The following is a 24,816-nucleotide window of genomic DNA, read 5'->3' as shown; positions in this document are numbered from 1 at the left end:
TCGGTCACTCCATCGGTCACTCCATGCGGGTGATCTTGGAGTGGCGACCGCGCGACGCGGGCCGCACCCGCGCCGGGATGCGGCCCCTGTCCATGGCGGCCGGTCAATAATCCCTCAGCAGGATCCATCGGCGCGACCCGTCAGCCGGGAGAGCTGGACTTGGTGGCCATCGACAGACGGCACTTCTTCGCCTTCTTGGAGGAGTCCGCCTGGAGGCCGGAGACCTTGATGGTCTTGTCGGAGTTCCCCGCCACCGAGGCGTCGGACTCGGTGCCCGTGGTCACGACCTCTTCGGAGCTGTCCACGAAGCCGACGAGGAGGAAGTAATAGGCCGTGGAGGAGCTGGAGTTGCTGATCGTCACATTGGCGTACGGCTTGCCGTCCGTGCTCCAGCCGCACGTGCCCATCTTGGCGTCCGCCGATATCAGCCCGGAGCCGCCGGTGGGTGGGTCCGAGGGGTCGTCGGTGCGGTCGGTGGCGGGGTCGTCGGTGGGCTCCTCCGTCGGTTCCACCGGGAGCCGGGCCATGCCCTTGCCGATCGCGGCACCGCCCTTGGTGTCCTCGGCCGGAGAGCCGCCTCGGTCGGTGCCGCAGCCCGCGGAGAGCGCGAGTGTCGCGGCCACGACAACGCTGGTGGCGAAGGGGAGCTGCTTCCGGGGCACGAGGACCGCCTCTCATGGATCGCGCGCACGGCTGAATGCCGTACGGGCTGGGCCCCCCACGGTATGTCGGACAGGTCTCAACTCGGGAAAGATGCCACCCCGATGACCTTTCGATCTTGCCCTCTCGATGCCCAGTGGACTATACCTGTCGCCCCAGGGGGAGGCCGCGCCGCGGCCGTGCCGAGTTGGCCTCGGCGGTTCTGAGCTCTCCCGGCGCACACCCAGCAATTCCGCTTCACGCTTCAACTGACCCGCGGTGTCGGGCCCCTCGCCCGGAGGCGAGCATGTACGGGAGACCGTTACACCGCCTGAGTCCTGACGAAGGCGAGGACTTGAGCATGGGATCCATCTCAGATTTCGGTCGGCGTGACCTGATCAAACGGTCGGCGGCCCTCGGGCTGATCACCGTGCCCGCGATGAGTGTGCTCTCCGCGTGTGCCAGCGGCGGCGATGACGACACCAAGAAGGTCGACAAGGGCGAGAAGAGCGCCAAGAACCCGCTCGCCGTCAACGCGAGCGCGCCGCTCGATGTCATGATCTTCGACGGCGGCTTCGGGCAGCAGTACGCCAAGGACGCCGAGGCGGAGTACGCGAAGGCGTATCCGAAGACCAAGGGCAAGGTCAAGCACTCGGCAACCCAGAAGATCCAGACTGTCCTCCAGCCGCGCTTCAACGGTGGCACCCCGCCGGACCTCGTGGACAACAACGGTGCCGAGCAGATGGACATGGGCACCCTGGTCGGCAAGAACCAGCTCACCGACCTGACTCCGCTGCTCGACGCGCCTTCCGTGGACGATCCGAACAAGACGGTGCGCGAGACGCTGCGCCCCGGTGTCGCGGAGATGGGCCAGTTCGACGGCAAGCCGGTGTGGGTTCTCTACTACGCCTACACCGTCTACGGCGTCTGGTACTCCAAGACCAATCTCGGCAAGCTCGACGCGGAGTACCCGGAGACCTGGGACGACATGCTCAAGGTCTGCGAGAAGGCGAAGAAGAAGGGGGTCGCGGGCTGGACGTACCCGGGCAAGTACCCGTACTACCTGCCGTTCAGCCTCTACCCGTTCATCGGCAAGATCGGCGGCCGGGATGTCCTTGACTCGATCGACAACCTGGAGCCGAACGCCTGGAAGCACCCGGCCGTGAAGGCCGCCTTCGAGGCGTACTACGAGCTGTACAAGAAGGGCTACATCCTCAGGGGCACCCCGGGTCTGACCCACATCGAGTCGCAGACCGCCTGGAACGAGGGGAAGGCGCTGTTCATCCCGAACGGCTCCTGGGTGGAGAACGAGGCGAAGAAGACCACGCCGAAGGACTTCCAGATGGCGGTGGGCGCGCCCTCCAGCCTCGACAAGAGCGACAAGATGCCGTTCGGCACCCTCTGGGCGTCCGGCGGTGAACCCTTCATCGTGCCGAAGGCGGCCAAGAACCCCCAGGGCGGCATGGAGCTGCTGCGGATCATGCTCGGCGAGAAGTCCACCAAGAACTTCATCCGGCAGGTTTCCTCGCTCTCCTCCCTCAACGGCGGCACCGACGGTCTCACCCTGCCGCCGGGCCTGTCGTCCGCTCAGGAGGCGCTGGAGAAGGCCGGCAAGAACGTCGTCAACCCGCGGATGCAGGACTGGTACGGGACGCTGCAGAAGCAGAAGATCGGCGTGGGCGTGCTGGGCGAGATGATGGCGGGCCGCATGACTCCGGCCGAGGCCATCAAGAAGTGCCAGAAGTTCGCCGACGACGCGGCGAAGGACGACGCCGTCAAGAAGTACAAGCACGTCTGACCGAGGCACATCTGATGGAGTTCGATGCGTCACCGGCGGCATTATCCGCGAGGGAAGTCCGAGGTCGGTAGAAATGCAGCATGGTAAATACCGGTTCATCGCGGGGTTCCTGGCCCTGCCGGTGATCCTTTACGCGGTCTTCGTGATCTCGCCGTTCGTCCAGGCCATCTACTATTCGTTCACGGACTGGACCGGCCTGAGTTCCGACTTCAAGATGGTCGGTTTCAGGAACTACGACTGGCTGCTGAAGGACGACCTCTTCTGGAAAGCGGTCGGGCACAATGTTCTGCTGCTGCTGGTCGTGCCGCTGGTGACGCTCGGTCTCGGACTCTTCTTCGCCTTCATGCTCAACGTCGGCGGCCGCGGAAGGAAGAACGCGGCCGTCACGGGCGTGCGCGGGTCGAGCGTCTACAAGGTGATCTATTTCTTTCCGCAGGTGCTGTCGATCGCGATCGTCGCCCTGCTGTTCCAGTTCACCTACAACCCGCGCAACGGCGCGCTCAACGCCTTCCTCGGCGGAATCGGCCTGGACGCGCTCCAGCAGCAGTGGCTGGCCGACCCCAAGCTCGCGCTGTGGTGCCTCATGGCCGTGATGGTGTGGAGCAACGTCGGCTTCTACGTCGTCCTCTTCTCCGCCGGGATGAGCTCCATCCCGAAGGACTTCTACGAGGCCGCGCTGCTCGACGGCGCCAACCGCGTGAACACCTTCTTCCGGATCACCCTGCCGCTGCTGTGGGACACGGTCCAGACCGGCTGGATCTACATGGGCATCATCGCCCTCGACGCGTTCGCCGTCGTGCAGATCATGACGATCGGCCCGGGCGGTCCCGCCGACTCCACCCAGGTGCTGGGCTTCTACGTGTACACCAAGACGTTCAGCGACGGGCAGGCCGGACGCGCGACCACGATCGGCGTCGCGATGCTGATCGTCACCTTGATCTTCGCGGTCGTCGTGGGCAAGCTCGGTCGGCGCGAACGGCTGGAGTACTGATGCCGGGGCCCGCTACCGCACCCGCGAACCAACGCTCGACCGCCGACCTGGGGGGATCACAGTGACCTCGCAAGCAGAGCCCTCGGAACTCCCCGGCGTCACCAAGGACGACGAGCGGCCGCTCGTCGCCCCCGTCGCCGAGCAGCCGCCGCGCTTCACCCCGGAGGGGCGGATCGGCAGCGAGGGCAAGGTCCTCAACGTCTTCTCGCACGGCATGCTGGTGATCTGGGGGCTGCTCGTCACCATGCCGCTGCTGTGGGCGGTGATGAGCTCCCTCAAGACCGACAAGGAGATCTTCACCTCCCCCTGGGGGCTGCCCTCCGCGCTGCACTTCGACAACTGGTCGCGTGCCTGGAGCAAGTCCAACATCGGCGACTTCTTCTTCAACACCGTGCTGGTGGTGGGCTGTTCGCTGATCGGCACGATGCTGCTGGGGGCGATGGCGGCGTATGTGCTGGCCCGGTTCGAATTCCCCGGGAAGCGCGTCCTCTACTTCATGTTCGTCGGCGGGATGAGCTTCCCGATCATCCTGGCGCTGGTGCCGCTGTTCTTCGTCATGAAGAACATGAGCCTGCTCAACACCTTCCACGGGCTGGTACTGGTCTATATCGCCTATTCGCTGCCGTTCACCGTCTTCTTCCTCACTTCCTTCTTCAAGACCCTGCCCACCTCGGTGGCGGAGGCGGCACTGATCGACGGCGCGTCCCACACCCGGACGTTCTTCCAGGTCATGCTGCCGATGGCGAAGCCCGGACTGATCAGCGTGGGCATCTTCAATTTCCTCGGCCAGTGGAACCAGTACATGCTGCCCACCGTGCTCAACACGGACGAGGACAAGCGGGTGCTCACCCAGGGGCTGGTGCAGCTCGCGGCCAGCCAGCAATACAAGGGGGACTGGTCGGCGCTGTTCGCCGGGCTGGTGCTGGCGATGCTTCCGGTGCTCGCGGCTTACATCGTCTTCCAGCGCCAGGTCCAGACGGGACTGACCGCCGGGGCGCTCAAGTAAAACCGCATAGTATTCGGTATGTGAACGAAACGGATTCGATCGCTCCGTCGTACGCTGGCGGGATATCGCGATTGTGCGAGGGTGGGCGGGGAAACCTCCTGCCACACCCTCGCTCACAGGGCCGTCTGCCCACATCAAGGACTTGACGTGGAACAAGCGAGGCGGCTCAGCTTAGAGTTCACATGTTGGAGACAAAGCCGGGCCTCATGCTGCGGCCCGGCCGGCGGAGCGGCCGGCGTGCCGCCCGTGAAGGCGGGAGTGGATGGGCGTGGAGACTCCGGGATCGCAGTCATCGCTGCACCGGGCCAATCTCGAGCGGGTGGTCCGTGCGGTGCGCATGGCGGGCTCGCTGACCCAGGCGGAGATCGCCCGGTCCACCGGGCTGTCCGCGGCCACCGTCTCCAACATCGTGCGCGAGCTGAAGGACGGCGGAACGGTCGAGGTCACGCCCACCTCGGCGGGCGGCCGCCGGGCGCGCAGCGTCTCGCTCAGCGGGGACGCGGGCATCGTCGTGGGCGTGGATTTCGGCCATACGCACCTCAGGGTCGCGGTCGGCAACCTGGCCCACCAGGTCCTGGCCGAGGAGGCGGAGCCGCTGGATGTGGACGCCTCCTCCGCGCAGGGCCTGGACCGGGCGGAGCAGCTGGTCAGCAGGCTGATCGCCGGCACCGGCCTGAGCCAGGACAAGGTCGTCGGCGTCGGCCTCGGCGTCCCCGCCCCGATAGACGTGGAGACCGGCACGCTCGGCTCCACCGCGATCCTGCCGGGCTGGGCGGGCACCAATCCGCGCGACGACCTGGCCCAGCGGCTCGGGGTGCCGGTGCACGTGGACAACGACGCCAACCTCGGCGCGCTCGGCGAGCTGGTCTGGGGCTCCGGACGCGGGGTCGCCGACCTCGCGTACATCAAGGTCGCCGACGGTGTCGGCGCGGGGCTGGTGATCAGCGGCCAGATCTACCGCGGCCCGGGCGGCACGGCGGGCGAGATCGGCCACATCACCCTCGACGAGTCGGGCCCGGTGTGCCGCTGCGGCAACCGCGGCTGTCTGGAGACCTTCGCCGCGGCCCGCTACGTCCTGCCGCTGCTGCACTCCGCCCACGGCGCGGACCTGACCATCGAGCGCATGGTGCAGCTCGCCCGGGACGGCGACCCCGGCTGCCGCCGGGTGATCGCGGACGTCGGCCGCCACATCGGCAGCGGCGTGGCGAACCTGTGCAACCTGATCAACCCCAGCCGCATGGTGCTCGGCGGCCACCTCGCCGAGGCGGGTGAGCTGGTGCTGGGCCCGATCCGCGAGTCGGTCGCGCGGTACGCCATCCCGAGCGCCGCCCGTCAGCTGGCCGTGATGCCCGGGGCGCTCGGCGGCCGGGCCGAGGTGCTGGGCGCCCTGGCGCTGGTGCTGAGCGAGATGGGCGACTCGACGCTGCTGGAGGGCGCGCTGTCGGCGGGCACCCCGGCGCTCGCCTGAGCCGCCGCCGTACGCCCGGCACCGGGCGCCGCGTCCCCGTGCGCTGGCCTCTCGGCCACCCTGACAGCCTGCCATTCTTCCTGCCCCCGAGGACCTTTGCCGCGTCCTCGGGGGCCATTCCGTTGCCCATTCGGGCAACTTCGGGCTGTGTTCACTCAGATAACGAATGGCACCGTTGCCATCTCGTTAAGGATTTACTTCTTGACGCCATGACGGCGCCGGAGTTGACTTCACGCCACCTCGGCCGCAATGACGCGGCCTCGTCAGGGAGGTCACCCCCGTTATGAACGCAACGATGCGTCGCGTCGCCATTGCCACCGCCGTCGTATCGATGGCCGCCTCGCTCGCCGCCTGTGGTTCGGCGAAAGAAGCGGATGAGAAGGGCGACAAGAAGAAGAAGTCGGGTCCGCTGACCATCGGGCTCCTTCTGCCCGAGGATCAGACGGCGAGATACGAGAACTTCGACCGTCCGCTGATCAAGAAGAAGATCCTGGCCGACTGCGCCGACTGCGAGATCAAGTACGTCAACGCCAAGTCGGACCCGGCCGTACAGCAGCAGCAGGTCGACTCCATGATCACCAAAAAGGTCGACGTCATCATTCTGGACTCGGTGGACTCCAAGTCCATTTCCGGTTCGGTCAAGAAGGCCGCCGAGGCGCATATCCCGGTCGTCGCCTACGACCGGCTCGCCGAGGGCCCGGTGTCCGCGTACACGTCCTTCGACAACGAGACGGTCGGCAAGGTCCAGGGCAAGGCGCTGCTGGAGGCCCTGGGGAAGAAGGCCAAGGACGGCAAGGTCGTCATGCTCAACGGCTGGGAGGCCGACCCCAACGCCGCCATGTTCAAGAAGGGCGCGCTCTCGGTCCTCAAGGGCAAGGTGGACATCGCCAAGTCCTACGACATCGACCGCTGGCTGGCCGAGGAGGCCAACAAGGCCATGACGGGCGCCATTTCGTCCGTCGGCAAGAGCAACATCATCGGCGTCTACTCCGCCAACGACAGCATGGCGGGCGGCGCGATCACCGCGCTCAAGAGCGGCGGCGTCAAGCCGCTGCCCCCGGTCACCGGCCAGGACGCCGAACTCGCCGGTGTGCAGCGGGTGGTGAGCGGCGAGCAGTACATGAGCGTCTACAAGTCCTACGTGGAGGAGGCGACCGCGGCCGCGAAGATGGCCATCGCCCTCGGCCGCGGTGAGAAGGTCGACGGGACGAGCACGGTCGACAGCCCGACCACCAAGGACATCCCGGCCACGCTCATCCCCCCGGTCTCGCTGACCAAGGACAAGATCAAGAGCACCGTCGTCAAGGACGGTCTCTACTCGGTCGGTCAGATCTGCACGGCGAAGCTGAAGGCCGCCTGTGCCGCTGCCGGGCTCAAGTAGGTCTCTGCCGGACCGGAGCGGGCCGCCGTGACTTTCGCCGGCGGCCCGCCCGCCGACCCCTCTCATATCCCCTCCGAGGGGAGAAGTCCTCTCCCCTCCGTCACACAGCAGGGGCCGCCCCCTGCCCGGAACGGAGATGGCCATCGTGCCAAACGAACCCGTGTTGGCGTTGCGCGGGATCTCCAAGCGGTTCGGCGCCGTCCAGGCGCTCACCGACATCCACCTGGAGGTCCGCGCCGGTGAAGTGGTCGCCCTGGTGGGCGACAACGGCGCCGGGAAATCGACCCTCGTCAAGGCGATCGCCGGAGTCGGCCCCGCCGACGAGGGCGTCCTCGAATGGCAGGGCAAGCCCGTCGAGGTCGCCCGCCCGCACGACGCCCAGGACCTGGGCATCGCGACGGTGTACCAGGACCTCGCCCTGTGCGACAACATCGACGTCGTCGGCAACCTCTTCCTCGGCCGCGAGATCCTGCGCGCCGGGGTGCTGGACGAGGTCGAGATGGAGCGCCGCGCCCGCGAACTGCTGAGCACCCTGTCGATCCGCATCCCCAGCGTGCGCATCCCGATCGCCTCGCTCTCCGGCGGTCAGCGGCAGACCGTCGCCATCGCCCGGTCGATGCTGGGCGAGCCGAAGCTGGTCATCCTGGACGAGCCGACCGCCGCCCTCGGCGTCGAGCAGACCGCGCAGGTCCTGGACCTGGTCGAGCGGCTGCGCGAGCGCGGGCTCGCCGTGATCCTCATCAGCCACAACATGGCCGACGTCAAGGCGGTCGCGGACCGGGTCGCGGTGCTGCGGCTGGGCCGCAACAACGGCATCTTCGATGTCCGCACCACCTCTCAAGAAGAGATCATTTCCGCCATCACCGGCGCCACGGACAACGCCGTGACCCGCCGCAAGGCGCGCAGCGGGGAGGCCGCCAAGTGAGCACCCGTCTCGACAAGACCCATGACGCCCAGGGCGGGGAGGGGGCCGGCGGGGACGGCGGCAGCAACAAGGCCCCGGCCGGACCGGACGACGCCGGGCCGGTCGCCAAGGACGCCGTCACCGTGGTCGATCCGCGGCTGCTGGTGCGCCAGGAGGGCTTCAAGGGCTACCTCAACGAGTTCGTCCGCAAGATGCGCAGCGGCGACCTGGGCGCGGTCCCGGTGATCGTCGGCATCGCCGTCATCTGGGCGGTCTTCCAGTGGAAGGACAGCGCCTTCCTCTCGCCCAAGAACCTCTCCGACCTGTCGATCCTCATCGGCGGCACCGGCATGATCTCGGTCGGGATCGTCTTCGTGCTGCTGCTCGGCGAGATCGATCTGTCCGTCGGATCCGTCAGCGGCCTGGCCGCGGCCACCCTGGCGGTGCTCAACGTGCGCCACGGCGTGCCGGAGGGCGTCGCGGTGGTCGCGGCGCTGGCCGCCGGTGCCGCCCTGGGCGCGGTGCACGGCTTCTTCTTCGCCAGGATCGGCGTCCCGGCGTTCGTCGTCACCCTCGCCGGTCTGCTGGCCTGGAACGGGCTGATGCTCCAGGTGCTCGGCACCACCGGCACCATCGGCATCGACGACGACAGCTTCGTGCGCATGCTCACCGATCACTACTTCAGCCAGCTCATCGCCGCCTACGGCGCGGCGACCGTCGCGGTGGCCGGTTTCTTTCTCGGCCAGTTCCTGGACAGCCGGCGCCGCAAGGCGGTCGGCATACCGTCCCGGCCGCTGAGCGAGATCCTGGTGCGCACCGCCGTCCTCGCGCTGATCGTCTACGCGGCGGCCTGGCGGCTCAACGAGTACATGGGCCTGCCGCTCGCCCTGGTGATCTTCGTGGTGGTGCTGGTCGCGCTCGACTTCCTGGTGCGCCGCACCCCGTACGGGCGCAAGGTGATCGCGCTGGGCGGCAGCGTCGAGGCGGCCCGCCGCGCGGGCATCAACGTGGTCGCGGTGCGGATCTCGGTGTTCGCGCTGTCCGGGCTCATGGCCGCGTTCGGCGGTCTCATGATCGCGTCCCGGATCGGCTCCGCGAGCCAGCAGGCCGGTACCGGCAACCTGCTCATGGAGGCCATCGCGGCCGCGGTCATCGGCGGCACCAGCCTCTTCGGCGGGCGCGGCTCGGTGTGGTCGGCGATGCTCGGCATGCTGGTCATCGGGTCGATCTCGTCGGGGATGAACCTGCTGGGCGTCGCGAACTCCGTGCAGTACATGATCACCGGCGCGGTGCTGCTGGCCGCCGTGGTCATCGACTCGGTGTCGCGCAGAACACAGCGCTCGGCGGGTCGCGGCTGAGCAACCCTCTCTCCTCCGGGGACGTCTTCGGGGCCGGGGGCCGACACCCCCGACCGCCCCGGAGGCGAACCGGGCCTTCCTGTAGGGCAGCATTAGACTCTCGGGGGCTAGGGGGTGTCTTGCCGATCAGGCCGGATCAGCGAGCGGCGTCTGGTGCGGTGCATCGCAAGCCGCGTGAGGAGAGCGCAGCGGTGCTGCGCGCGACGAGCGCGGGGCCGCGAGGTGCCGTGCCAGGCGTCGGGAGCCCGGCATGACCGGCAAGACACCCCCTAATGGCAAGGCTCGATGGACACGCTCGACAGCAAGGAGGCACGGGTGCTGCTGACCGGCATCAGGGGACCGCGCGATCTGGACCGGCTCGCCCCGGAGCAGCTGAACCAGCTGGCCGCGGAGATCCGCACCTTTCTCGTCGACGCCGTGTCCAAGACCGGCGGGCACCTCGGGCCCAACCTGGGCGTGGTCGAGCTGACCATCGCCCTGCACCGGGTCTTCGAGTCGCCGAAGGACAAGGTGCTGCTGGACACCGGGCACCAGTCCTACGTCCACAAGCTGCTCACCGGGCGCCAGGACTTCTCGCGGCTCAAGAAGAAGGGCGGGCTGTCGGGTTACCCGTCGCGCGCCGAGTCCGAGCACGATGTCATCGAGAACAGCCACGCCTCGGCCGTCCTCGGCTGGGCCGAGGGCATCGCCAAGGCGAACGAGCTCCAGGGCAAGGACGACCATGTGGTCGCGGTCATCGGGGACGGCGCGCTGACCGGCGGAATGGCCTGGGAGGCGCTGAACAACATCGCCGCCGCGAAGAACCGCCCGCTCGTCATCGTCGTGAACGACAACGAGTGGTCGTACTCGCCGACCATCGGCGGTCTGGCGAACCATCTCGCCACCCTGCGCACCACCGACGGCTACGAGCGTTTCCTGGCCCGCGGCAAGGACCTGCTGGAGCGCACCCCGGTCGTCGGCCGCCCGCTGTACGAGACGCTGCACGGCGCGAAGAAGGGGCTGAAGGATTTCATCGCCCCGCAGGGCATGTTCGAGGACCTGGGGCTGAAGTACGTCGGCCCGATCGACGGCCATGACATCGAGGCGCTGGAGTCCGCGTTCCAGCGGGCGAAGCGTTTCGGCGGCCCGGTCATCGTGCACTGCCTCACCGAGAAGGGCCGCGGCTACACCCCGGCCGAGCAGGACGAGACCGACCGTTTCCACGGCATCGGCCCGATCCACCCCGACACCGGGCTGCCGATCTCGGCGGGCGGCGCGGACTGGACCTCGGTCTTCGGTGAGGAGATGGTCAAGCTCGGCGAGGAGCGGGAGGACATCGTCGCGATCACGGCGGCGATGCTGCACCCGGTGGGCCTCACCGAGTTCGCGAAGCGGTTCCCCGAGCGGGTCTACGACGTGGGCATCGCCGAGCAGCACGGCGCCGTGTCCGCGGCGGGGCTGGCCACCGGCGGGCTGCACCCGGTCTTCGCCGTCTACGCCACGTTCCTCAACCGCGCCTTCGACCAGGTGCTGATGGATGTGGCGCTGCACAAGTGCGGGGTCACCTTCGTCCTCGACCGTGCCGGGATCACCGGTTCGGACGGGCCGTCGCACAACGGGATGTGGGACATGTCGCTCCTCCAGGTCGTCCCGGGGCTGCGGATCGCCGCCCCGCGTGACGCGGGCCAGGTCCGTGCCCAGCTGCGGGAGGCCGTCGAGGTGGACGACGCCCCGACGGTGGTGCGGTACTCCAAGGGCGCGGTCGGCCCGGAGGTCGCCGCCGTCGGCCGGATCGGCGGCATGGACGTGCTGCGCGAGCCCGCGGCGAGCGCGGCGGACCACCCCGATGTGCTGCTCGTCTCGGTCGGCGCGCTGGCGCCGATGTGCCTGGAGATCGCGGACCTCCTGGACAAGCAGGGCATTTCGGCCACGGTGGTCGACCCGCGCTGGGTCAAGCCGGTGGACGAGGAGCTTCCCGCGCTCGCCGAGCGGCACCGCGTCGTCGTCACCGTCGAGGACAACAGCCGGGTCGGCGGTGTGGGCTCCGCCATCGCCCAGGCGCTGCGCGACACCGGCGTCGACATGCCGGTGCGCGACTTCGGCATCCCGCCGCGCTTCCTGGAGCACGCCTCCCGCAAGGAGGTCATGTCCGAGATCGGGCTGACCGCACCGGACATCGCCCGCCAGGTCACCGGCCTGGTGTCGCGGATCGGCGGCCGCTACGAGGAGTCGGCCGGCACGGAGGAGGCGGGCGTGGCGACGCGTCCGGCGACCGCCGAGCCGGTGCGCGACTGACGGCTTCCCTTTTCAGGGCCCCCGGCTTTTCAGGGCCCCGGCCCGGACCCGCGCGGTCCGGGCCGGGGCCGTTTTCGTGCTCCGACCGGCCCAGCCCCGTCCCGCCCGCCCGCCCCCATCGGGTGAATCGGCGGGGCCGTCGAGTGTGCGCGCTCCGCTCCCGCGCGGTTGGCAGAACCATGACGCGCAGGGGCAGGCGTGGAGGTGTCACCGGTGAGCGATGAGGAACCAGTCGGCGACGGAGGCCGGAGCGGCGGCCCCCGGGGCAGGGCCCGGCCGGACTATCTGCGGACGAAGACGATCGAGCAGTCCATCCAGGACACCGAGGAACCCGAGCACGCCCTCACCCGGTCGCTGTCGGCCCTGGACCTCACGGTCTTCGGTGTCGGCGTCATCATCGGCACCGGCATCTTCGTGCTCACCGGGGCCGTCGCCAAGGAGCAGGCGGGCCCCGCGACCGCGCTGGCCTTCGTGGTCGCGGGCGTGGTGTGCGCGCTGGCCGCGCTGTGCTATGCCGAGTTCGCCTCGACCGTGCCGGTGGCCGGGTCCGCGTACACCTTCTCGTACGCCTCGCTCGGCGAGCTGCCCGCCTGGATCATCGGCTGGGACCTGGTCCTGGAGTTCGCGCTCGGCACCGCCGTGGTCGCGGTCGGCTGGTCCGGGTACGTACGCTCCCTGCTGGACAACGCCGGGTGGCGGCTGCCCGCCGTGCTCTCCGGCCCCGACGCGGCGAGCGGTTTCACCTTCGACATCCTCGCGGCCCTCCTGGTGCTGGTGCTGACCGGGATCCTGGTCCTCGGCATGAAGCTGTCCGCGCGCGTCACCTCCGTCGTCGTCGCGGTGAAGGTGACGGTCGTGCTGCTCGTCATCATCGCGGGCTCCTTCTTCATCGACTCGGACAACTACCGCCCCTTCATCCCCGAGGAGCAGGGCTCCGTCGCGGCCTCCGGGCTCAGGGCGCCGCTGATCCAGCTGATGGCCGGTTACCAGCCGACGACCTTCGGCGTCGCCGGTATCTTCACCGCCGCCGCCGTGGTCTTCTTCGCCTTCATCGGCTTCGACGTCGTGGCCACCGCGGCGGAGGAGACCAGGAACCCGCAGCACGACATGCCGCGCGGCATCCTCGGCTCGCTCTTCATCTGCACCGCGCTCTACGTCGCGGTGTCCATCGTGGTCACCGGCATGGAGAAGTACTCCCGGCTGTCGATCGACGCCCCGCTCGCCGACGCCTTCAAGGCGGTCGGACAACCCTTCTACGCGGGCCTCATCAGCTTCGGCGCGGCGGTCGGCCTCACCACCGTGTGCATGATCCTGCTGCTGGGCCAGACCCGGGTCTTCTTCGCGATGAGCCGGGACGGGCTGCTGCCCCGGGTCTTCGCCAGGGTGCACCCGCGGTACCGCACCCCGTACCGCTCGACGATCCTGCTGGGTGTCCTCATCGCTGTGGTCGCCGGGTTCACCAGCATCTCGGAGCTGGCGGCCCTGGTGAACATCGGCACCCTCTTCGCGTTCGTCGTCGTCGCGCTCGGCGTCGTCGTCCTCCGCCGCACCCGCCCCGACCTGCCCCGCGCCTTCCGTACGCCCTGGGTGCCGGTGCTGCCCGCCGCGTCCGTGGCGGCGTCGGTGTGGCTGATGCTCAATCTGCCCGCGGAGACGTGGGTGCGGTTCGCGGTGTGGATGGTGCTGGGCGTCGTCATCTACGTCCTCTACGGGCGCAGGCACAGCCGGGTGACCGAGGCGGGCACGCGCCGCTGACGCCGTTTCCCCTCCCGGGCGGCGCGACTACCCCCGGGCGGCGCGCTATCCCCGGACGGCGCGGGGGCCCACGACCTCCGCGCCCAGGGCCGTCACCCGCTCCCGCAGCTCCCGGTCGGCGGTGACCACCAGGCAGGGCCGCCCCGGTTCACGCGCGCCCACCAGCTCCACGATCAGGTCGTCCGCGCTCCCCGGCGCGGCCTCCACCCGTACGCCCTCCACCGGATCCACCCCGCGCGCCGCGCCCTCCACCACCAAGACGATGTCCAGGGGCGGTTGACGGGCCCACTCGGGGACGTCCGCGCGCCCGGGGACACCGCTCACCGCGACCGCGCCGAGCCGGTCGCGCAGCCGCTCGGCGGCCCCGTGCCGGTCGCGCCACCAGCCGTCCGGCACCGAGCCGACCACGTTCGCTGCGTCCACGACGACAAGCCCGACGAGACCACTCATAGACCAGGCAAAATACTATGGGCGACGGGGATCAGGTAGATCGACGCGGGAAGGTTGGCGGCGGGCCATGGTGTTGCGGTTGCTCCGCGGCAAGGACGGCAGGCTCACGGCCTACGCAGAGGTGGCGGGGGGTGTCGCCCGCTGGACCGAGGAGCGTCCCGGCGGACCGGACTGGACGGGCCCCTGGCTCATCGAGGTGCCCGGACTCGTCCGGCTGACGGTCGCTCAGGGGGCCGACGGCTACGTCCACCTCGTGGGGCTCCGGCGCAGGGAGGGCAAGGACGGGCCACAGGTCGACCTCGTCCACGCCACCCAGTTCCAGACCGGCCGCGCGCTCACCGCATGGCACTCCCTGGGCACCCCGCACCCCAAGGACCGCGCCAAGGCGCAGCGGATCGGGGCACCGGCCGCGGCGGTCGACTCCACGGGCGCCCTCCGCGTCTTGGTCCGCAACGCCGGGGGCGGGGTCAGCGCGCGGCGGCAGGACCCCAAGAAGGGGACGTGGGAGCGCTGGACCGACTGGAAGGGCGCGGACGTGCTGGACGGGCTGTCGGCGGCCGTGACCGCCGACGGCCGCCTCGAACTGCTCGCACCGGCCGGGAAGGGCGTCGCGCTGCGCTGGTACCAGCCCACGCCCGGCGCCGCCCCGAAGCGGGGCGAGGACGTCCCCGCCGACACCCGGCCGGATTCGGCGTCCGCGGTGGAGAGCAGCCCCGGCACCGTCACCCACTACTGGCGGGACGCGGGCAGCGGGGAGATCCTGGCCTGGCGGCCCGACGCCCCGGCCCCGGCGCCGCTGGGCGGGGCGACGGGCACCGGCCCGGTCGCCGCGCTGCGCGCCCCGGTGGACGGCCACGACTGCGTCGTCCTGGCGCACCGCGACGCCTCCAGCGGTCGGCTGGCCGTCGCCGCGCATCCGGCGGAGGACGAGGCGGCGGGCGTGTGGTGGACGCCGTCCGGCGACCCCGGCGCCCAGCACCCGGCGCTGGCCCTCGACGGGCGCGGGCTGGTGGTCCTGGCCGCGCTCGCGCCGGACGGCGGGCTGCTGGTGGCGCGTCAGAAGACCGACGAACGCGGCCTGGCCCTGCGCGCGTGGTCCCGGGTGGGCGGCTAGGCCGCACGGTCCCGCGGGGCCCGCGACGTCCCAGCCACCGCTGGGAGGTCCCCTCTCGCCGCGCTGTCGGACGTGTCCGGGAAGAGCGGGTCCGCGCCCGGACTCCGGCCCGGCGTGGCCCCGTGAGGACGGCCCTCCGCCGTGCGACCGCACGCGCCCCGGCTACCGCCGGGAAGTGCCCCCTGACGCCGCGGGCCGCCCTGACGCGGCTTCGTGGATACGCCCGCGGTCGCCACTCCGGGCCGCGGGTGCCCGGAGCGTCTGCCGTTGCCGCGGTGCCTGCCGTCGGCGGGGCGGCAAGCCCCAGGGAACGCACGGGCGCCGGGCGGACCGTGTGGTCCGCCCGGCGCCCGGGGCGATACGACGCGGTTACGCCGGGACGCTCGCGACCCCCTGGGCCAGGAACCGCTTCCCGTTCACCCGCTCCGAGACGCCCTCACGGTCCAGGTACGGCGTGAGGCCGCCCAGGTGGAAGGGCCACCCGGCGCCGGTGATCAGGCACAGGTCGATGTCCTGCGCCTCGGCGACGACGCCCTCGTCCAGCATCAGGCCGATCTCCTGCGCGACGGCGTCCAGCACCCGGGCGCGCACCTGCTCCTCCGTCAGGACCGTGTCGCCCTGCTGGAGCAGCGCGGCGACCTCCGGGTCCAGCTCCGGCTTCCCGGAGTCGTAGACGTAGAAGCCGCGCTTGCCCGCCTCGACCACGCGCTTGAGGTTCTCCGAGACCGTGAAGCGGTCCGGGAAGGCGCCGTGCAGCGTCTCGGAGACGTGCAGGCCGATGGCCGGGCCGACCAGCTCCAGCAGCACCAGCGGGGACATCGGCAGCCCGAGCGGCTCGACCGCGCGCTCCGCGACGTCGACCGGGGTGCCCTCGTCGATGACGTTCTGGATCTCGCCCATGAAGCGGGTCAGGATCCGGTTGACGACGAACGCCGGGGCGTCCTTGACCAGGACGGCGGTCTTCTTCAGCTTCTTGGCCACCCCGAAGGCCGTGGCCAGCGACGCGTCATCGGTCTTCTCGCCGCGGACGATCTCCAGCAGCGGCAGGATCGCGACCGGGTTGAAGAAGTGGAAGCCGACGACCCGCTCGGGGTGCTTCAGCTTGGAGGCCATCTCGCTGACCGACAGCGAGGAGGTGTTGGTGGCGAGGATGGCGTGCTCCGGCACGACCGCCTCGACCTCGGCGAACACCTGCTGCTTGACGCCCATCTCCTCGAAGACGGCCTCGATGACGAAGTCGGCGTCCCCGAACGCGGCGGCCTTGTCCAGCGACCCGGTCACCGCGGCCTTGAGCCGGTTGGCCTTGTCCTGGTTGATACGGCCCTTGAGCAGCAGCTTGTCGATCTCGTCGTGGACGTAGCCGACGCCCTTGTCGACGCGCTCCTGGTCGATGTCGGTCAGCACGACCGGCACCTCCAGGCGGCGCGCGAACAGCAGCGCCAGCTGCGAGGCCATCAGCCCCGCGCCCACCACGCCGACCTTGGAGACCGGGCGGGCGAGCGACTTGTCCGGGGCACCGGCCGGCCGCTTGGCGCGCTTCTGCACCAGGTTGAAGGCGTAGATGCCGCTGCGCAGCTCACTGCCCATGATGAGGTCGGCGAGCGCCTTCTCCTCGGCCTCGTAGCCACGGGCGAGGTCGCCGTTGCGGGCCGCGTCGATGATCTCCAGCGCGCGGTACGCGGCCGGGGCCGCCCCGTGCACCTTGCCGTCGGCGATGGCGCGGCCGCGCACCACGGCCTCGTGCCAGGCGTCGCCGCGGTCGATCTCGGGCCGTACGATCTCCAGCTCGCCCCTGAGGACGGACGCGGTCCAGATCAGCGACTGCTCCAGGAAGTCGGCGCCCTCGAAGATGGCGTCGGCGATTCCCAGCTCGTAGACCTGCCGGCCCTTGAGCTGCTTGTTCTGGTTGAGCGAGTTCTCGATGATGACCGAGACCGCGCGGTCCGCGCCGATCAGGTTCGGCAGCAGGGTGCAGCCGCCCCAGCCGGGGACCAGGCCGAGGAACACCTCGGGCAGCGAGAACGCGGGCAGCGCGCCGGAGACGGTGCGGTAGGTGCAGTGCAGGCCGACCTCGACGCCGCCGCCCATCGCCGCGCCGTTGTAGTACGCGAAGGTGGGCACGGCGAGGTGGGACAGCCGCTTGAAGACGTCGTGGCCGCCCTTGCCGATGGCGAGCGCGTCCTCGTGGCGCTTCAGCAGCTCCACGCCCTTGAGGTCGGCGCCGACGGCGAAGATGAACGGCTTGCCGGTGATGCCGACGCCGGTGATCGCGCCGTCCGCGGCCTCCTGCTCGACCTGGTCGATCGCCGCGTTGAGGTTCGCGAGCGAGGCCGGGCCGAAGGTGGTGGGCTTGGTGTGGTCAAGACCGTTGTCCAGGGTGATGAGCGCGAAACGGCCCGCGTCCTGGGGGAGGTCGAGGTGGCGGACGTGCGCCTGCGTCACGACCTCGTCCGGGAACAGCTCGGCCGCTCCCTTGAGAAGCTCTGCGGTGGTAGTCACTTGTTCCCCTCGAAGTGCGGGTTCTCCCAGATCACGGTGCCCCCCATGCCGAATCCGATGCACATGGTGGTGATGCCGTAGCGGACTTCCGGCTGCTCCTCGAACTGCCGCGCCAGCTGCGTCATCAGGCGGACGCCGGAGGAGGCGAGCGGGTGGCCGAAGGCGATCGCGCCGCCGTACTGGTTGACGCGCGGGTCGTCGTCCGCGATGCCGTAGTGGTCCAGGAACGACAGCACCTGGACGGCGAACGCCTCGTTGACCTCGAACAGGCCGATGTCATCGATCGTCAGCCCGGCCTTGGCCAGGGCCTTCTGGGTGGCCGGGACCGGGCCGTAGCCCATCACCTCGGGCTCGACGCCCGCGAAGGCGAACGACACCAGGCGCATCCTGACCGGAAGGTCCAGCTCCCGGGCGAAGTCCTCGGAGGCGATCAGGGAGGCGGTGGCGCCGTCGTTGAGCCCCGCGGAGTTGCCCGCGGTGATCCGGCCGTGCGGCCGGAACGGGGTCTTCAGCGTGGCCAGGTTCTCCAGCGTGGTGCCCGGGCGCATCGGCTCGTCGGAGGTCGCGAGCCCCCAGCCGGTCTCCCCGCCCTCGGGGGTGGTGCGGCGCACCGAGATCGGCACCAGGTCCTGCTGGATCTTGCCGTTGGCGTACGCCTTGGCGGCCTTCTCCTGGCTGCGCACCGCGTACTCGTCGGCGCGCTGCTTGGTGAGGTGCGGCAGCCGGTCGTGCAGGTTCTCCGCCGTCATGCCCATGAAGAGGGCCGACTCGTCGACCAGCTTCTCGGAGACGAACCGCGGGTTCGGGTCGACGCCCTCGCCCATCGGGTGGCGGCCCATGTGCTCCACGCCGCCCGCGACGACCGCGTCGTACGCGCCGAAGGCGATGGAGCCCGCGGTGGTGGTGACGGCGGTCATCGCACCGGCGCACATCCGGTCGATCGAGTAGCCGGGGACGGACTGCGGCAGCCCGGCCAGGATGCCCGCGGTGCGGCCGATGGTCAGGCCCTGGTCCCCGATCTGGGTGGTCGCGGCGACGGCCACCTCGTCGATGCGCTCCGGCGGAAGATCCGGGTTGCGTCGCAGCAGCTCCCGGATGCACTTGACGACCAGGTCGTCGGCGCGGGTCTCGTGGTAGATGCCCTTCGGGCCCGCCTTGCCGAACGGGGTGCGGACGCCGTCGACGAAGACGACGTCCCTAGCGGTACGAGGCACGTTGGCTCTCCTCCAGGTGCGGGATGGCACTGCTGCGGGCACGCCATCGGCGCGCTTCCACACCCTCATGCTACTTATGAGTAACCACGCTGCCCAGTCTTCGCCGCCGTAGCGTCGAAGGTCACAGGTCACACGGTAGGGCGTGTCCGCACGGTCCGGCCGGGCCCGCGACGCCTGGCACGCTCCCCCAGCTACCGCTGGGAGGTGCCCCCTGACGCCGCGGGCTGACCCGACGCGACTGCGCGGACACGCCCTGGACGGACCGGCGGCCGAGGCCGCCGGTCCACGCGCGTCACATCACGACGGAGATCACGCCGAGTCCGTCCGCAGGGCACCGGCCAGAACCGACGACACCTGGTCGATCTGCCAGGGACGGGCGCCATGACCAGCGAGAACGTCCGCCACCGCGTCCGTCGTCGGCTCCGCCGGGGGCTCCCAGCACAGCCGCCGGACCGTGTCCGGGGCGATCAGGTTCTCCTGCGGCAGATTCAGCCGTTCGGCGAGGGCCGTCACCGCGGCGCGGGCCGCCGAGAGCCGGGCCGCCGCGGCGGGGTCCTTGTCGGCCCAGGCGCGCGGCGGGGGCGGACCGGCCACCGGCTGGCCGGGCTGCGGAAGTTCGGCCTCCGGCAGCTCCCGGGCCCGGTCCACCGCGGCCTGCCACTGCTCCAGCTGGCGGCGGCTCATCCGGTGGCCGAAGCCGCTGAGCGCGGACAGCGCCCGGGCGTTCACCGGCAGCGCCAGCGCGGCCTCCACGATCGCCGCGTCGCCCAGCACCTTGCCGGGCGACACGTCGCGGCGCTGGGCGATGCGGTCCCGGGCCGTCCACAGCTCGCGCACCGCCGCCATCTGCCGTCGTCGCCGGACCTTGTGCATCCCCGACGTACGCCGCCAGGGGTCCTTGCGCGGCGGGGCGGGCGGGGCGGCGGCGATGGCCGCGAACTCCTGGTGGGCCCACTCCAGCTTCCCCTGCCGGGTCAGCTCCTCCTCCAACGCGTCCCGCAGGTCGACCAGCAGCTCCACGTCGAGCGCGGCGTAGTGCAGCCACGGCTCGGGCAGCGGGCGGGTCGACCAGTCGACGGCCGAATGTCCCTTCTCCAGCGCGTAGCCGAGGATGTTCTCGACCATGGCGCCGAGCCCCACCCGGGCGAACCCGGCCAGCCGGCCCGCGAGTTCGGTGTCGAAGAGCCGGTCCGGGACCATGCCTATGTCACGCAGACACGGCAGATCCTGGGTCGCGGCATGCAGCACCCACTCGGCGTCGGCGACGGCGGCCCCCAGACCCGACAGGTCGGGGCAGCCGACGGGGTCGATCAGTGCGGTCCCCGCTCCGGCCCGGCGCAGCTGGACCAGATAGGCCCGCTGTCCGTAGCGGTAGCCGGAGGCGCGCTCGGCGTCGACGGCCACGGGGCCGTGGCCCGCGGCGAAGGCCGCGACGACTTCGGCGAGCGCGTCCGGGTCGGCGGTGACGGGCGGAATGCCCTCACGCGGCTCCAGCAAGGGGACCGGCGCCGGGGGGAGGTCGTCCGGAGGAGCGCCCCCGGTGGTTCGCAGTGTCGTCTCTGCTGCGGTCTCTTGGGCGTCGGTCACCTGTCAAGGGTAGCTGTGTACGCCGGGTACACAGGGCGCCCGTCGACGGAACGTTCCGTCGACGGGCGCGAGGCCGGTGCGCGGCGGGTGATCCCCCGCCGTACGGCTCAGTGGATGATGCCGGTACGCAGCGCGACCGCGACCATGCCGGCCCGGTCGCCGGTGCCGAGCTTGCGGGCGATCCGGGCGAGGTGACTCTTGACGGTGAGTGCGGACAGGCCCATCGAGACGCCGATGGCCTTGTTGGACTGGCCCTCCGCAACCAGCCTCAGCACCTCGACCTCGCGTCCCGACAGCTCCCGGTAGCCCCCCGGGTGACCGGGGGCGCCCGGTGGCCGGCGGTGCATCCGGGCGGCGGCGGCGCCGATGGGGGCGGCGCCGGGACGGCCCGGGATGCCCAGGTTGGTGCGGGTGCCGGTGACGACGTAGCCCTTGACGCCGCCGGCCAGCGCGTTCCGCACGGCGCCGATGTCGTCGGCGGCGGAGAGGGCCAGGCCGTTCGGCCAGCCCGCGGCGCGGGTCTCGGAGAGCAGGGTGAGGCCGGAGCCGTCGGGGAGGTGGACGTCGGCGACGCAGATGTCGCGCGGGTTGCCGATACGGGGGCGGGCCTCCGCGACGGACGACGCCTCGATGACGTCGCGCACCCCGAGGGCCCACAGGTGACGGGTGACGGTGGAACGAACGCGGGGGTCGGCGACGACGACCATGGCCGTCGGCTTGTTCGGGCGGTAGGCGACCAGGCTGGACGGTTGCTCGAGGAGAACAGACACCAGGCCTCCTGGGAAGTGGTGGGACGGGTCACCACTCCTTCGGCACCGATACGGTCCAGCTTTAGGGAATGATCACGATTTGGTGAGTAACAATTCGGGCAATCTCGGTCAGACGGGGTTGTCCGAGCGCCGGAAGCGCACAGCGAAGACCCGCCGGGCGGGGCTGATGACCGCTCAGCGGGGCTGATGAACTGCCTGGCGGGGCCGCGCAATGCCGGGGGAACCGCCCGGCGGGGGCCGCTCAGCGGGGCTGGGGGCCGCGGCGCTGGGGGAGGGAGACCACGCCCGCCTCCGTGGTCCCGGCCGGGGGCAGACCGGCGATCTGGCACAGCAGATCGCACCAGGCCGCCAGGTGCGCCCCGGTGTCCGGCACGCCCAGCGGCTCCGCGGCCGCCTCGTCCGACCGCTCCGGCCGCTCCGGGCGGGCCGGCTCGGGGGACGGGTGGTCCGACGGCGTCCACGAAGCCCGGATCTCGATCCGGGTCGAGGGCTCCCGCTCCCCGATCCCGCCGAAGTAGTGCGAGCTGGCGCGCGTCACCGTCCCGCTGGGCTCCGAGCAGCCGAGGCCGCGCGCCTCCAGCGCGCCGGTGAGCCACGACCAGCACACCTCGGGCAGCAGGGGATCCGCCGCGATCTCCGGCTCCAGGTCGGCGTGGATCAGCGTGACCATCCGGAAGGTGCCGCGCCAGGAGTCATGGCCCGCCGGGTCGTGCAGCAGGATGAGCCGGCCCTCGGCCAACTCCTCGTCGTCGTCGGCGGTGGGGTCCGTGACCACCGCTTCGAGTGCGTACGCGAACGGCGCCAGGCGGCGCGGTGGTGGGGTCGGGTCGAGCTCCACCTCGGGCCGCACCCGTGCCGCGCGCAGACCGGCGACCGCACGCCGGAAGGCGAGCGGGGCGCCTTCCCCGCCCGCGTCCGGGCCGTCAGCGCCGTCAGCACCGTTCGAGACGTGTCCTTGAACCGCTGCCATGCCCGGAAGACTAGGCGCAGTGAGGGCTCCAACCGGGGAGGAACACCCGGGTTGGCGGGTCACTCGTTCGGCCCGTGCGAAGATTTGGTGCATGAGCGCCACAGAGCGGCCCTCGGGCCAGCAGCAGACCGGCCGCCCGGCGGCGAACCCCTGCGCCGATTCGGCCTTCCTCCGGGCCTGTCGACGCGAACCGGTGCCGCACACCCCGGTGTGGTTCATGCGGCAGGCGGGGCGCTCGCTGCCGGAGTACCGGAAGGTCCGTGAGGGCACCGCCATGCTGGAGTCCTGCATGCGGCCCGACCTGGTCACGGAGATCACGCTCCAGCCGGTGCGCCGTCACCGGGTGGACGCGGCGATCTACTTCAGCGACATCGTGGTGCCGCTCAAGGCGATCGGGATCGACCTCGACATCAAGCCCGGCGTCGGCCCCGTCGTGGAGCGTCCGATCCGCAGCCGCGCGGATCTGGAGCAGCTGCGTCCGCTCGACCCCGACGATGTGAAGTACGTCACCGAGGCCGTCGGATCGCTCGTCGGCGAACTGGGTACCACCCCCCTCATCGGCTTCGCGGGCGCGCCCTTCACGCTCGCCAGCTATCTGGTCGAGGGCGGCCCGTCGCGCAACCACGAGCACACCAAGGCGCTCATGTACGGCGACCCGGAGCTGTGGGCCGAGCTGCTCGACCGGCTCGCGGACATCACCGCGACCTTCCTGACGGTGCAGATCGAGGCGGGCGCCTCGGCCGTGCAGCTCTTCGACTCCTGGGTCGGCGCCCTGGCCCCGGCCGACTACCGGCGCAGTGTGATGCCCGCCTCCACGAAGGTCTTCGAGGCGGTCGCCGGGTACGGGGTGCCGCGCATCCACTTCGGTGTCGGCACCGGCGAGCTGCTCGGGCTGCTCGGCGAGGCGGGCGCGGACGTCGTGGGCGCCGACTGGCGGGTGCCGCTGGACGAGGCCGCCCGGCGGGTGGGCCCCGGCAAGGCGCTCCAGGGCAACCTCGACCCCGCCGTGCTGTTCGCGCCGCGCGAGGCCGTGGAGGCCAAGGCGGCCGAGGTGCTGGACGCGGCCCAGGGTCTCGAGGGGCACATCTTCAACCTCGGCCACGGCGTGCTGCCCACCACCGACCCGGACGCCCTGACCCGGCTCGTCGAGTACGTCCACACCCACACCGCGCGCTGACGCCCCGGCCGTACGCCCCGGCGGCGGGCGTCTACCGGTCCGCCGCCTCCCGTACGACGGCCGCCGCCTTGCGCGCCGCCACCTGCACCGGGTCCCACACCGGGGAGAACGGCGGGGCGTACCCCAGGTCCAGCGACGCCACCTGCTCGACCGTCATCCCGGCGGTCAGCGCGACCGCCGCGATGTCCACGCGCTTGCCCGCGCCCTCCCGGCCGACGATCTGCGCGCCGAGCAGCCGCCCCGTGCGGCGCTCGGCGAGCACCTTGACCGTCATCGGGCGGGCGTCGGGGTAGTACCCGGCGCGGCTGGTCGACTCGGCGGTGACGGCGTGGAAGCGCAGCCCCACCTCCTCCGCCTGGGCCTCCAGCAGCCCGGTGCGGGCGATCTCCAGATCGCAGACCTTGCTGACCGCCGTGCCGACCACGCCGGGGAACGTGGCATAGCCGCCGCCGATGTTGGTGCCGATGACCTGGCCCTGCTTGTTGGCGTGGGTGCCCAGCGGAATGTGCCGGGTGCGGCCGGACACCAGGTCGAGGACCTCCACGCAGTCGCCGCCCGCCCAGATGTTGGCGTGCCCGCGGACCCGCATGGCCAGGTCGGTGAGCAGCCCGCCCGACTCACCCAGCGGCAGCCCCGCCTCCCGGGCGAGCCCGGTCTCGGGGGCCACCCCGAGGCCCAGGACGACCAGCTCGGCCGGGTATTCGCTGACCTTGGTGGCCACCCCGCGCACCCGGCCGTCCTCGCCGGTGAGCACCTCGGCGACCTCCGCGCCGGTCACGGTGTCGATGCCGAGCCCGGTCATCGCCTCCCGCACCAGCCGCCCCATGTCGGGGTCGAGGGTGGCCATCGGCTGTTCGCCGCGCTCCAGGACGGTGACCCGGCAGCCGCGGCGGGTCAGCGCCTCGGCCATCTCCACACCGATGTATCCGGCGCCGACCACGACCGCCCGCTCGACCGTCCGGCCCTCCAGGGTCTCCAGCAGCGCCCGCCCGTCGTCCAGGGTCTGCACCCCGTGCACCCCGGGCGCGTCGATGCCGGGCATGTCGGGGCGGCGCGGGCGGGCGCCGGTGGCGATGACCAGGTCGTCGAAGCCGTGCCAGCGCTCGGCGGCGCCGGAGGCGTCCAGCTCCCGGACCCGGACCCGCTGCCCGGCGACGTCGATCTCGGTGACCTCGCTGCGGAGGCGGACGTCGATGCCGCGCCCGCGGTGTGCCTCCGGGGTCCGGGCGACGAGGTCGTCGGGGCCGGACACCAGGCCCCCGGCCCAGTACGGGATGCCGCACGCCGAGTACGACGTGAAGTGGCCGCGCTCGAAGGCCAGGACCTCCAGCTCGCCCCGCTTGCTGAGCCTGCGCGCCCGGGACGCGGCGGACATCCCCGCCGCATCGCCCCCGATGACCACCATCCGCCGCGCTGCCGCCATCGAATCCGCCCTTTCACAGCCGTATGTCCCGCTCCGTC

19 protein-coding genes are annotated in these 24,816 nt (G+C 71.0%); 11 read left to right on the top strand and 8 right to left on the bottom strand.

The genetic code is table 11. The annotated features are described in order from the left end of the window. Positions 1 to 140: 140 nt before the first annotated feature. Complete coding sequence (locus LCH29_RS13840) at positions 141 to 662, bottom strand: hypothetical protein (protein WP_446462014.1); 522 nt, start codon at positions 660 to 662, stop codon at positions 141 to 143. Positions 663 to 1,000: 338 nt separating this feature from the next. Here LCH29_RS13840 and ngcE point away from each other — a divergent pair, with 338 nt between their 5' ends. From ngcE to LCH29_RS13795, 9 genes are all read left to right on the top strand, one after another. After that, on the top strand, positions 1,001 to 2,437 hold the full coding sequence (gene ngcE / locus LCH29_RS13835) for an N-acetylglucosamine/diacetylchitobiose ABC transporter substrate-binding protein (RefSeq protein WP_446462013.1): 1,437 nt from the start codon (positions 1,001 to 1,003) through the stop codon (positions 2,435 to 2,437). A gap of 73 nt (positions 2,438 to 2,510) precedes the next feature. Further along, positions 2,511 to 3,428 (top strand): carbohydrate ABC transporter permease, encoded by a 918-nt coding sequence (locus LCH29_RS13830; protein ID WP_446462012.1) that lies wholly within the window; start codon positions 2,511 to 2,513, stop codon positions 3,426 to 3,428. 61 nt (positions 3,429 to 3,489) lie between these two features. Continuing rightward, entirely contained in the window at positions 3,490 to 4,434 is a 945-nt protein-coding gene (locus tag LCH29_RS13825; protein WP_446462011.1) for a carbohydrate ABC transporter permease, read from the top strand. Between the two features lie 268 nt (positions 4,435 to 4,702). Then, positions 4,703 to 5,902, top strand: coding sequence for an ROK family transcriptional regulator (locus tag LCH29_RS13820; protein ID WP_039940999.1), 1,200 nt, complete (start codon positions 4,703 to 4,705; stop codon positions 5,900 to 5,902). A 283-nt stretch (positions 5,903 to 6,185) separates the two neighbouring features. Beyond that, positions 6,186 to 7,283: a substrate-binding domain-containing protein gene (locus tag LCH29_RS13815; RefSeq protein WP_446462010.1), complete on the top strand. Its 1,098-nt coding sequence runs from the start codon at positions 6,186 to 6,188 to the stop codon at positions 7,281 to 7,283. Between the two features lie 136 nt (positions 7,284 to 7,419). Then, complete coding sequence (locus tag LCH29_RS13810) at positions 7,420 to 8,208, top strand: ATP-binding cassette domain-containing protein (RefSeq protein ID WP_446462009.1); 789 nt, start codon at positions 7,420 to 7,422, stop codon at positions 8,206 to 8,208. Next, positions 8,205 to 9,545 carry a sugar ABC transporter permease gene (locus LCH29_RS13805; protein WP_446462008.1) on the top strand — a complete coding sequence of 447 codons (1,341 nt, stop codon included), beginning with the start codon at positions 8,205 to 8,207 and terminating at the stop codon, positions 9,543 to 9,545. The genes LCH29_RS13810 and LCH29_RS13805 overlap by 4 nt, the downstream gene beginning before the upstream one ends. Positions 9,546 to 9,830: 285 nt before the next feature. Beyond that, positions 9,831 to 11,819, top strand: coding sequence for a 1-deoxy-D-xylulose-5-phosphate synthase (gene dxs, locus LCH29_RS13800; RefSeq protein WP_446462007.1), 1,989 nt, complete (start codon positions 9,831 to 9,833; stop codon positions 11,817 to 11,819). Positions 11,820 to 12,104: 285 nt separating this feature from the next. Then, positions 12,105 to 13,574 carry an amino acid permease gene (locus tag LCH29_RS13795; RefSeq protein WP_446462083.1) on the top strand — a complete coding sequence of 490 codons (1,470 nt, stop codon included), beginning with the start codon at positions 12,105 to 12,107 and terminating at the stop codon, positions 13,572 to 13,574. Between the two features lie 45 nt (positions 13,575 to 13,619). On the opposite strand, the gene LCH29_RS13790 is transcribed toward LCH29_RS13795, so the two are convergent. Next, positions 13,620 to 14,024: an NTP pyrophosphohydrolase gene (locus LCH29_RS13790; protein ID WP_446462006.1), complete on the bottom strand. Its 405-nt coding sequence runs from the start codon at positions 14,022 to 14,024 to the stop codon at positions 13,620 to 13,622. Positions 14,025 to 14,091: 67 nt separating this feature from the next. Here LCH29_RS13790 and LCH29_RS13785 point away from each other — a divergent pair, with 67 nt between their 5' ends. After that, complete coding sequence (locus LCH29_RS13785; protein ID WP_446462005.1) at positions 14,092 to 15,138, top strand: hypothetical protein; 1,047 nt, start codon at positions 14,092 to 14,094, stop codon at positions 15,136 to 15,138. 369 nt (positions 15,139 to 15,507) lie between these two features. On the opposite strand, the gene LCH29_RS13780 is transcribed toward LCH29_RS13785, so the two are convergent. The 5 genes from LCH29_RS13780 to LCH29_RS13760 form a co-directional block, all read right to left on the bottom strand. Then, entirely contained in the window at positions 15,508 to 17,637 is a 2,130-nt protein-coding gene (locus LCH29_RS13780) for a 3-hydroxyacyl-CoA dehydrogenase NAD-binding domain-containing protein (RefSeq protein ID WP_446462004.1), read from the bottom strand. Continuing rightward, positions 17,634 to 18,851: a thiolase family protein gene (locus LCH29_RS13775; protein ID WP_123099413.1), complete on the bottom strand. Its 1,218-nt coding sequence runs from the start codon at positions 18,849 to 18,851 to the stop codon at positions 17,634 to 17,636. The genes LCH29_RS13780 and LCH29_RS13775 overlap by 4 nt, the downstream gene beginning before the upstream one ends. Before the next feature lie 309 nt (positions 18,852 to 19,160). After that, entirely contained in the window at positions 19,161 to 20,438 is a 1,278-nt protein-coding gene (locus tag LCH29_RS13770) for an HRDC domain-containing protein (RefSeq protein ID WP_446462003.1), read from the bottom strand. Positions 20,439 to 20,545: 107 nt separating this feature from the next. Further along, on the bottom strand, positions 20,546 to 21,208 hold the full coding sequence (locus LCH29_RS13765; RefSeq protein WP_063730929.1) for a response regulator transcription factor: 663 nt from the start codon (positions 21,206 to 21,208) through the stop codon (positions 20,546 to 20,548). A gap of 241 nt (positions 21,209 to 21,449) precedes the next feature. Further along, complete coding sequence (locus tag LCH29_RS13760; RefSeq protein WP_446462002.1) at positions 21,450 to 22,178, bottom strand: DUF3000 domain-containing protein; 729 nt, start codon at positions 22,176 to 22,178, stop codon at positions 21,450 to 21,452. A 91-nt stretch (positions 22,179 to 22,269) separates the two neighbouring features. Here LCH29_RS13760 and hemE point away from each other — a divergent pair, with 91 nt between their 5' ends. Continuing rightward, positions 22,270 to 23,355 (top strand): uroporphyrinogen decarboxylase, encoded by a 1,086-nt coding sequence (gene hemE / locus LCH29_RS13755; protein WP_446462001.1) that lies wholly within the window; start codon positions 22,270 to 22,272, stop codon positions 23,353 to 23,355. A gap of 31 nt (positions 23,356 to 23,386) precedes the next feature. On the opposite strand, the gene LCH29_RS13750 is transcribed toward hemE, so the two are convergent. Continuing rightward, positions 23,387 to 24,778 carry an FAD-dependent oxidoreductase gene (locus LCH29_RS13750; protein WP_446462000.1) on the bottom strand — a complete coding sequence of 464 codons (1,392 nt, stop codon included), beginning with the start codon at positions 24,776 to 24,778 and terminating at the stop codon, positions 23,387 to 23,389. Positions 24,779 to 24,816: the final 38 nt, after the last annotated feature.

The organism is Streptomyces sp. BRA346, assembly GCF_052851135.1.
The sequence above is the reverse complement of the archived record's forward strand: the minus strand, read 5'-3'. Positions and strand labels throughout refer to the sequence as shown.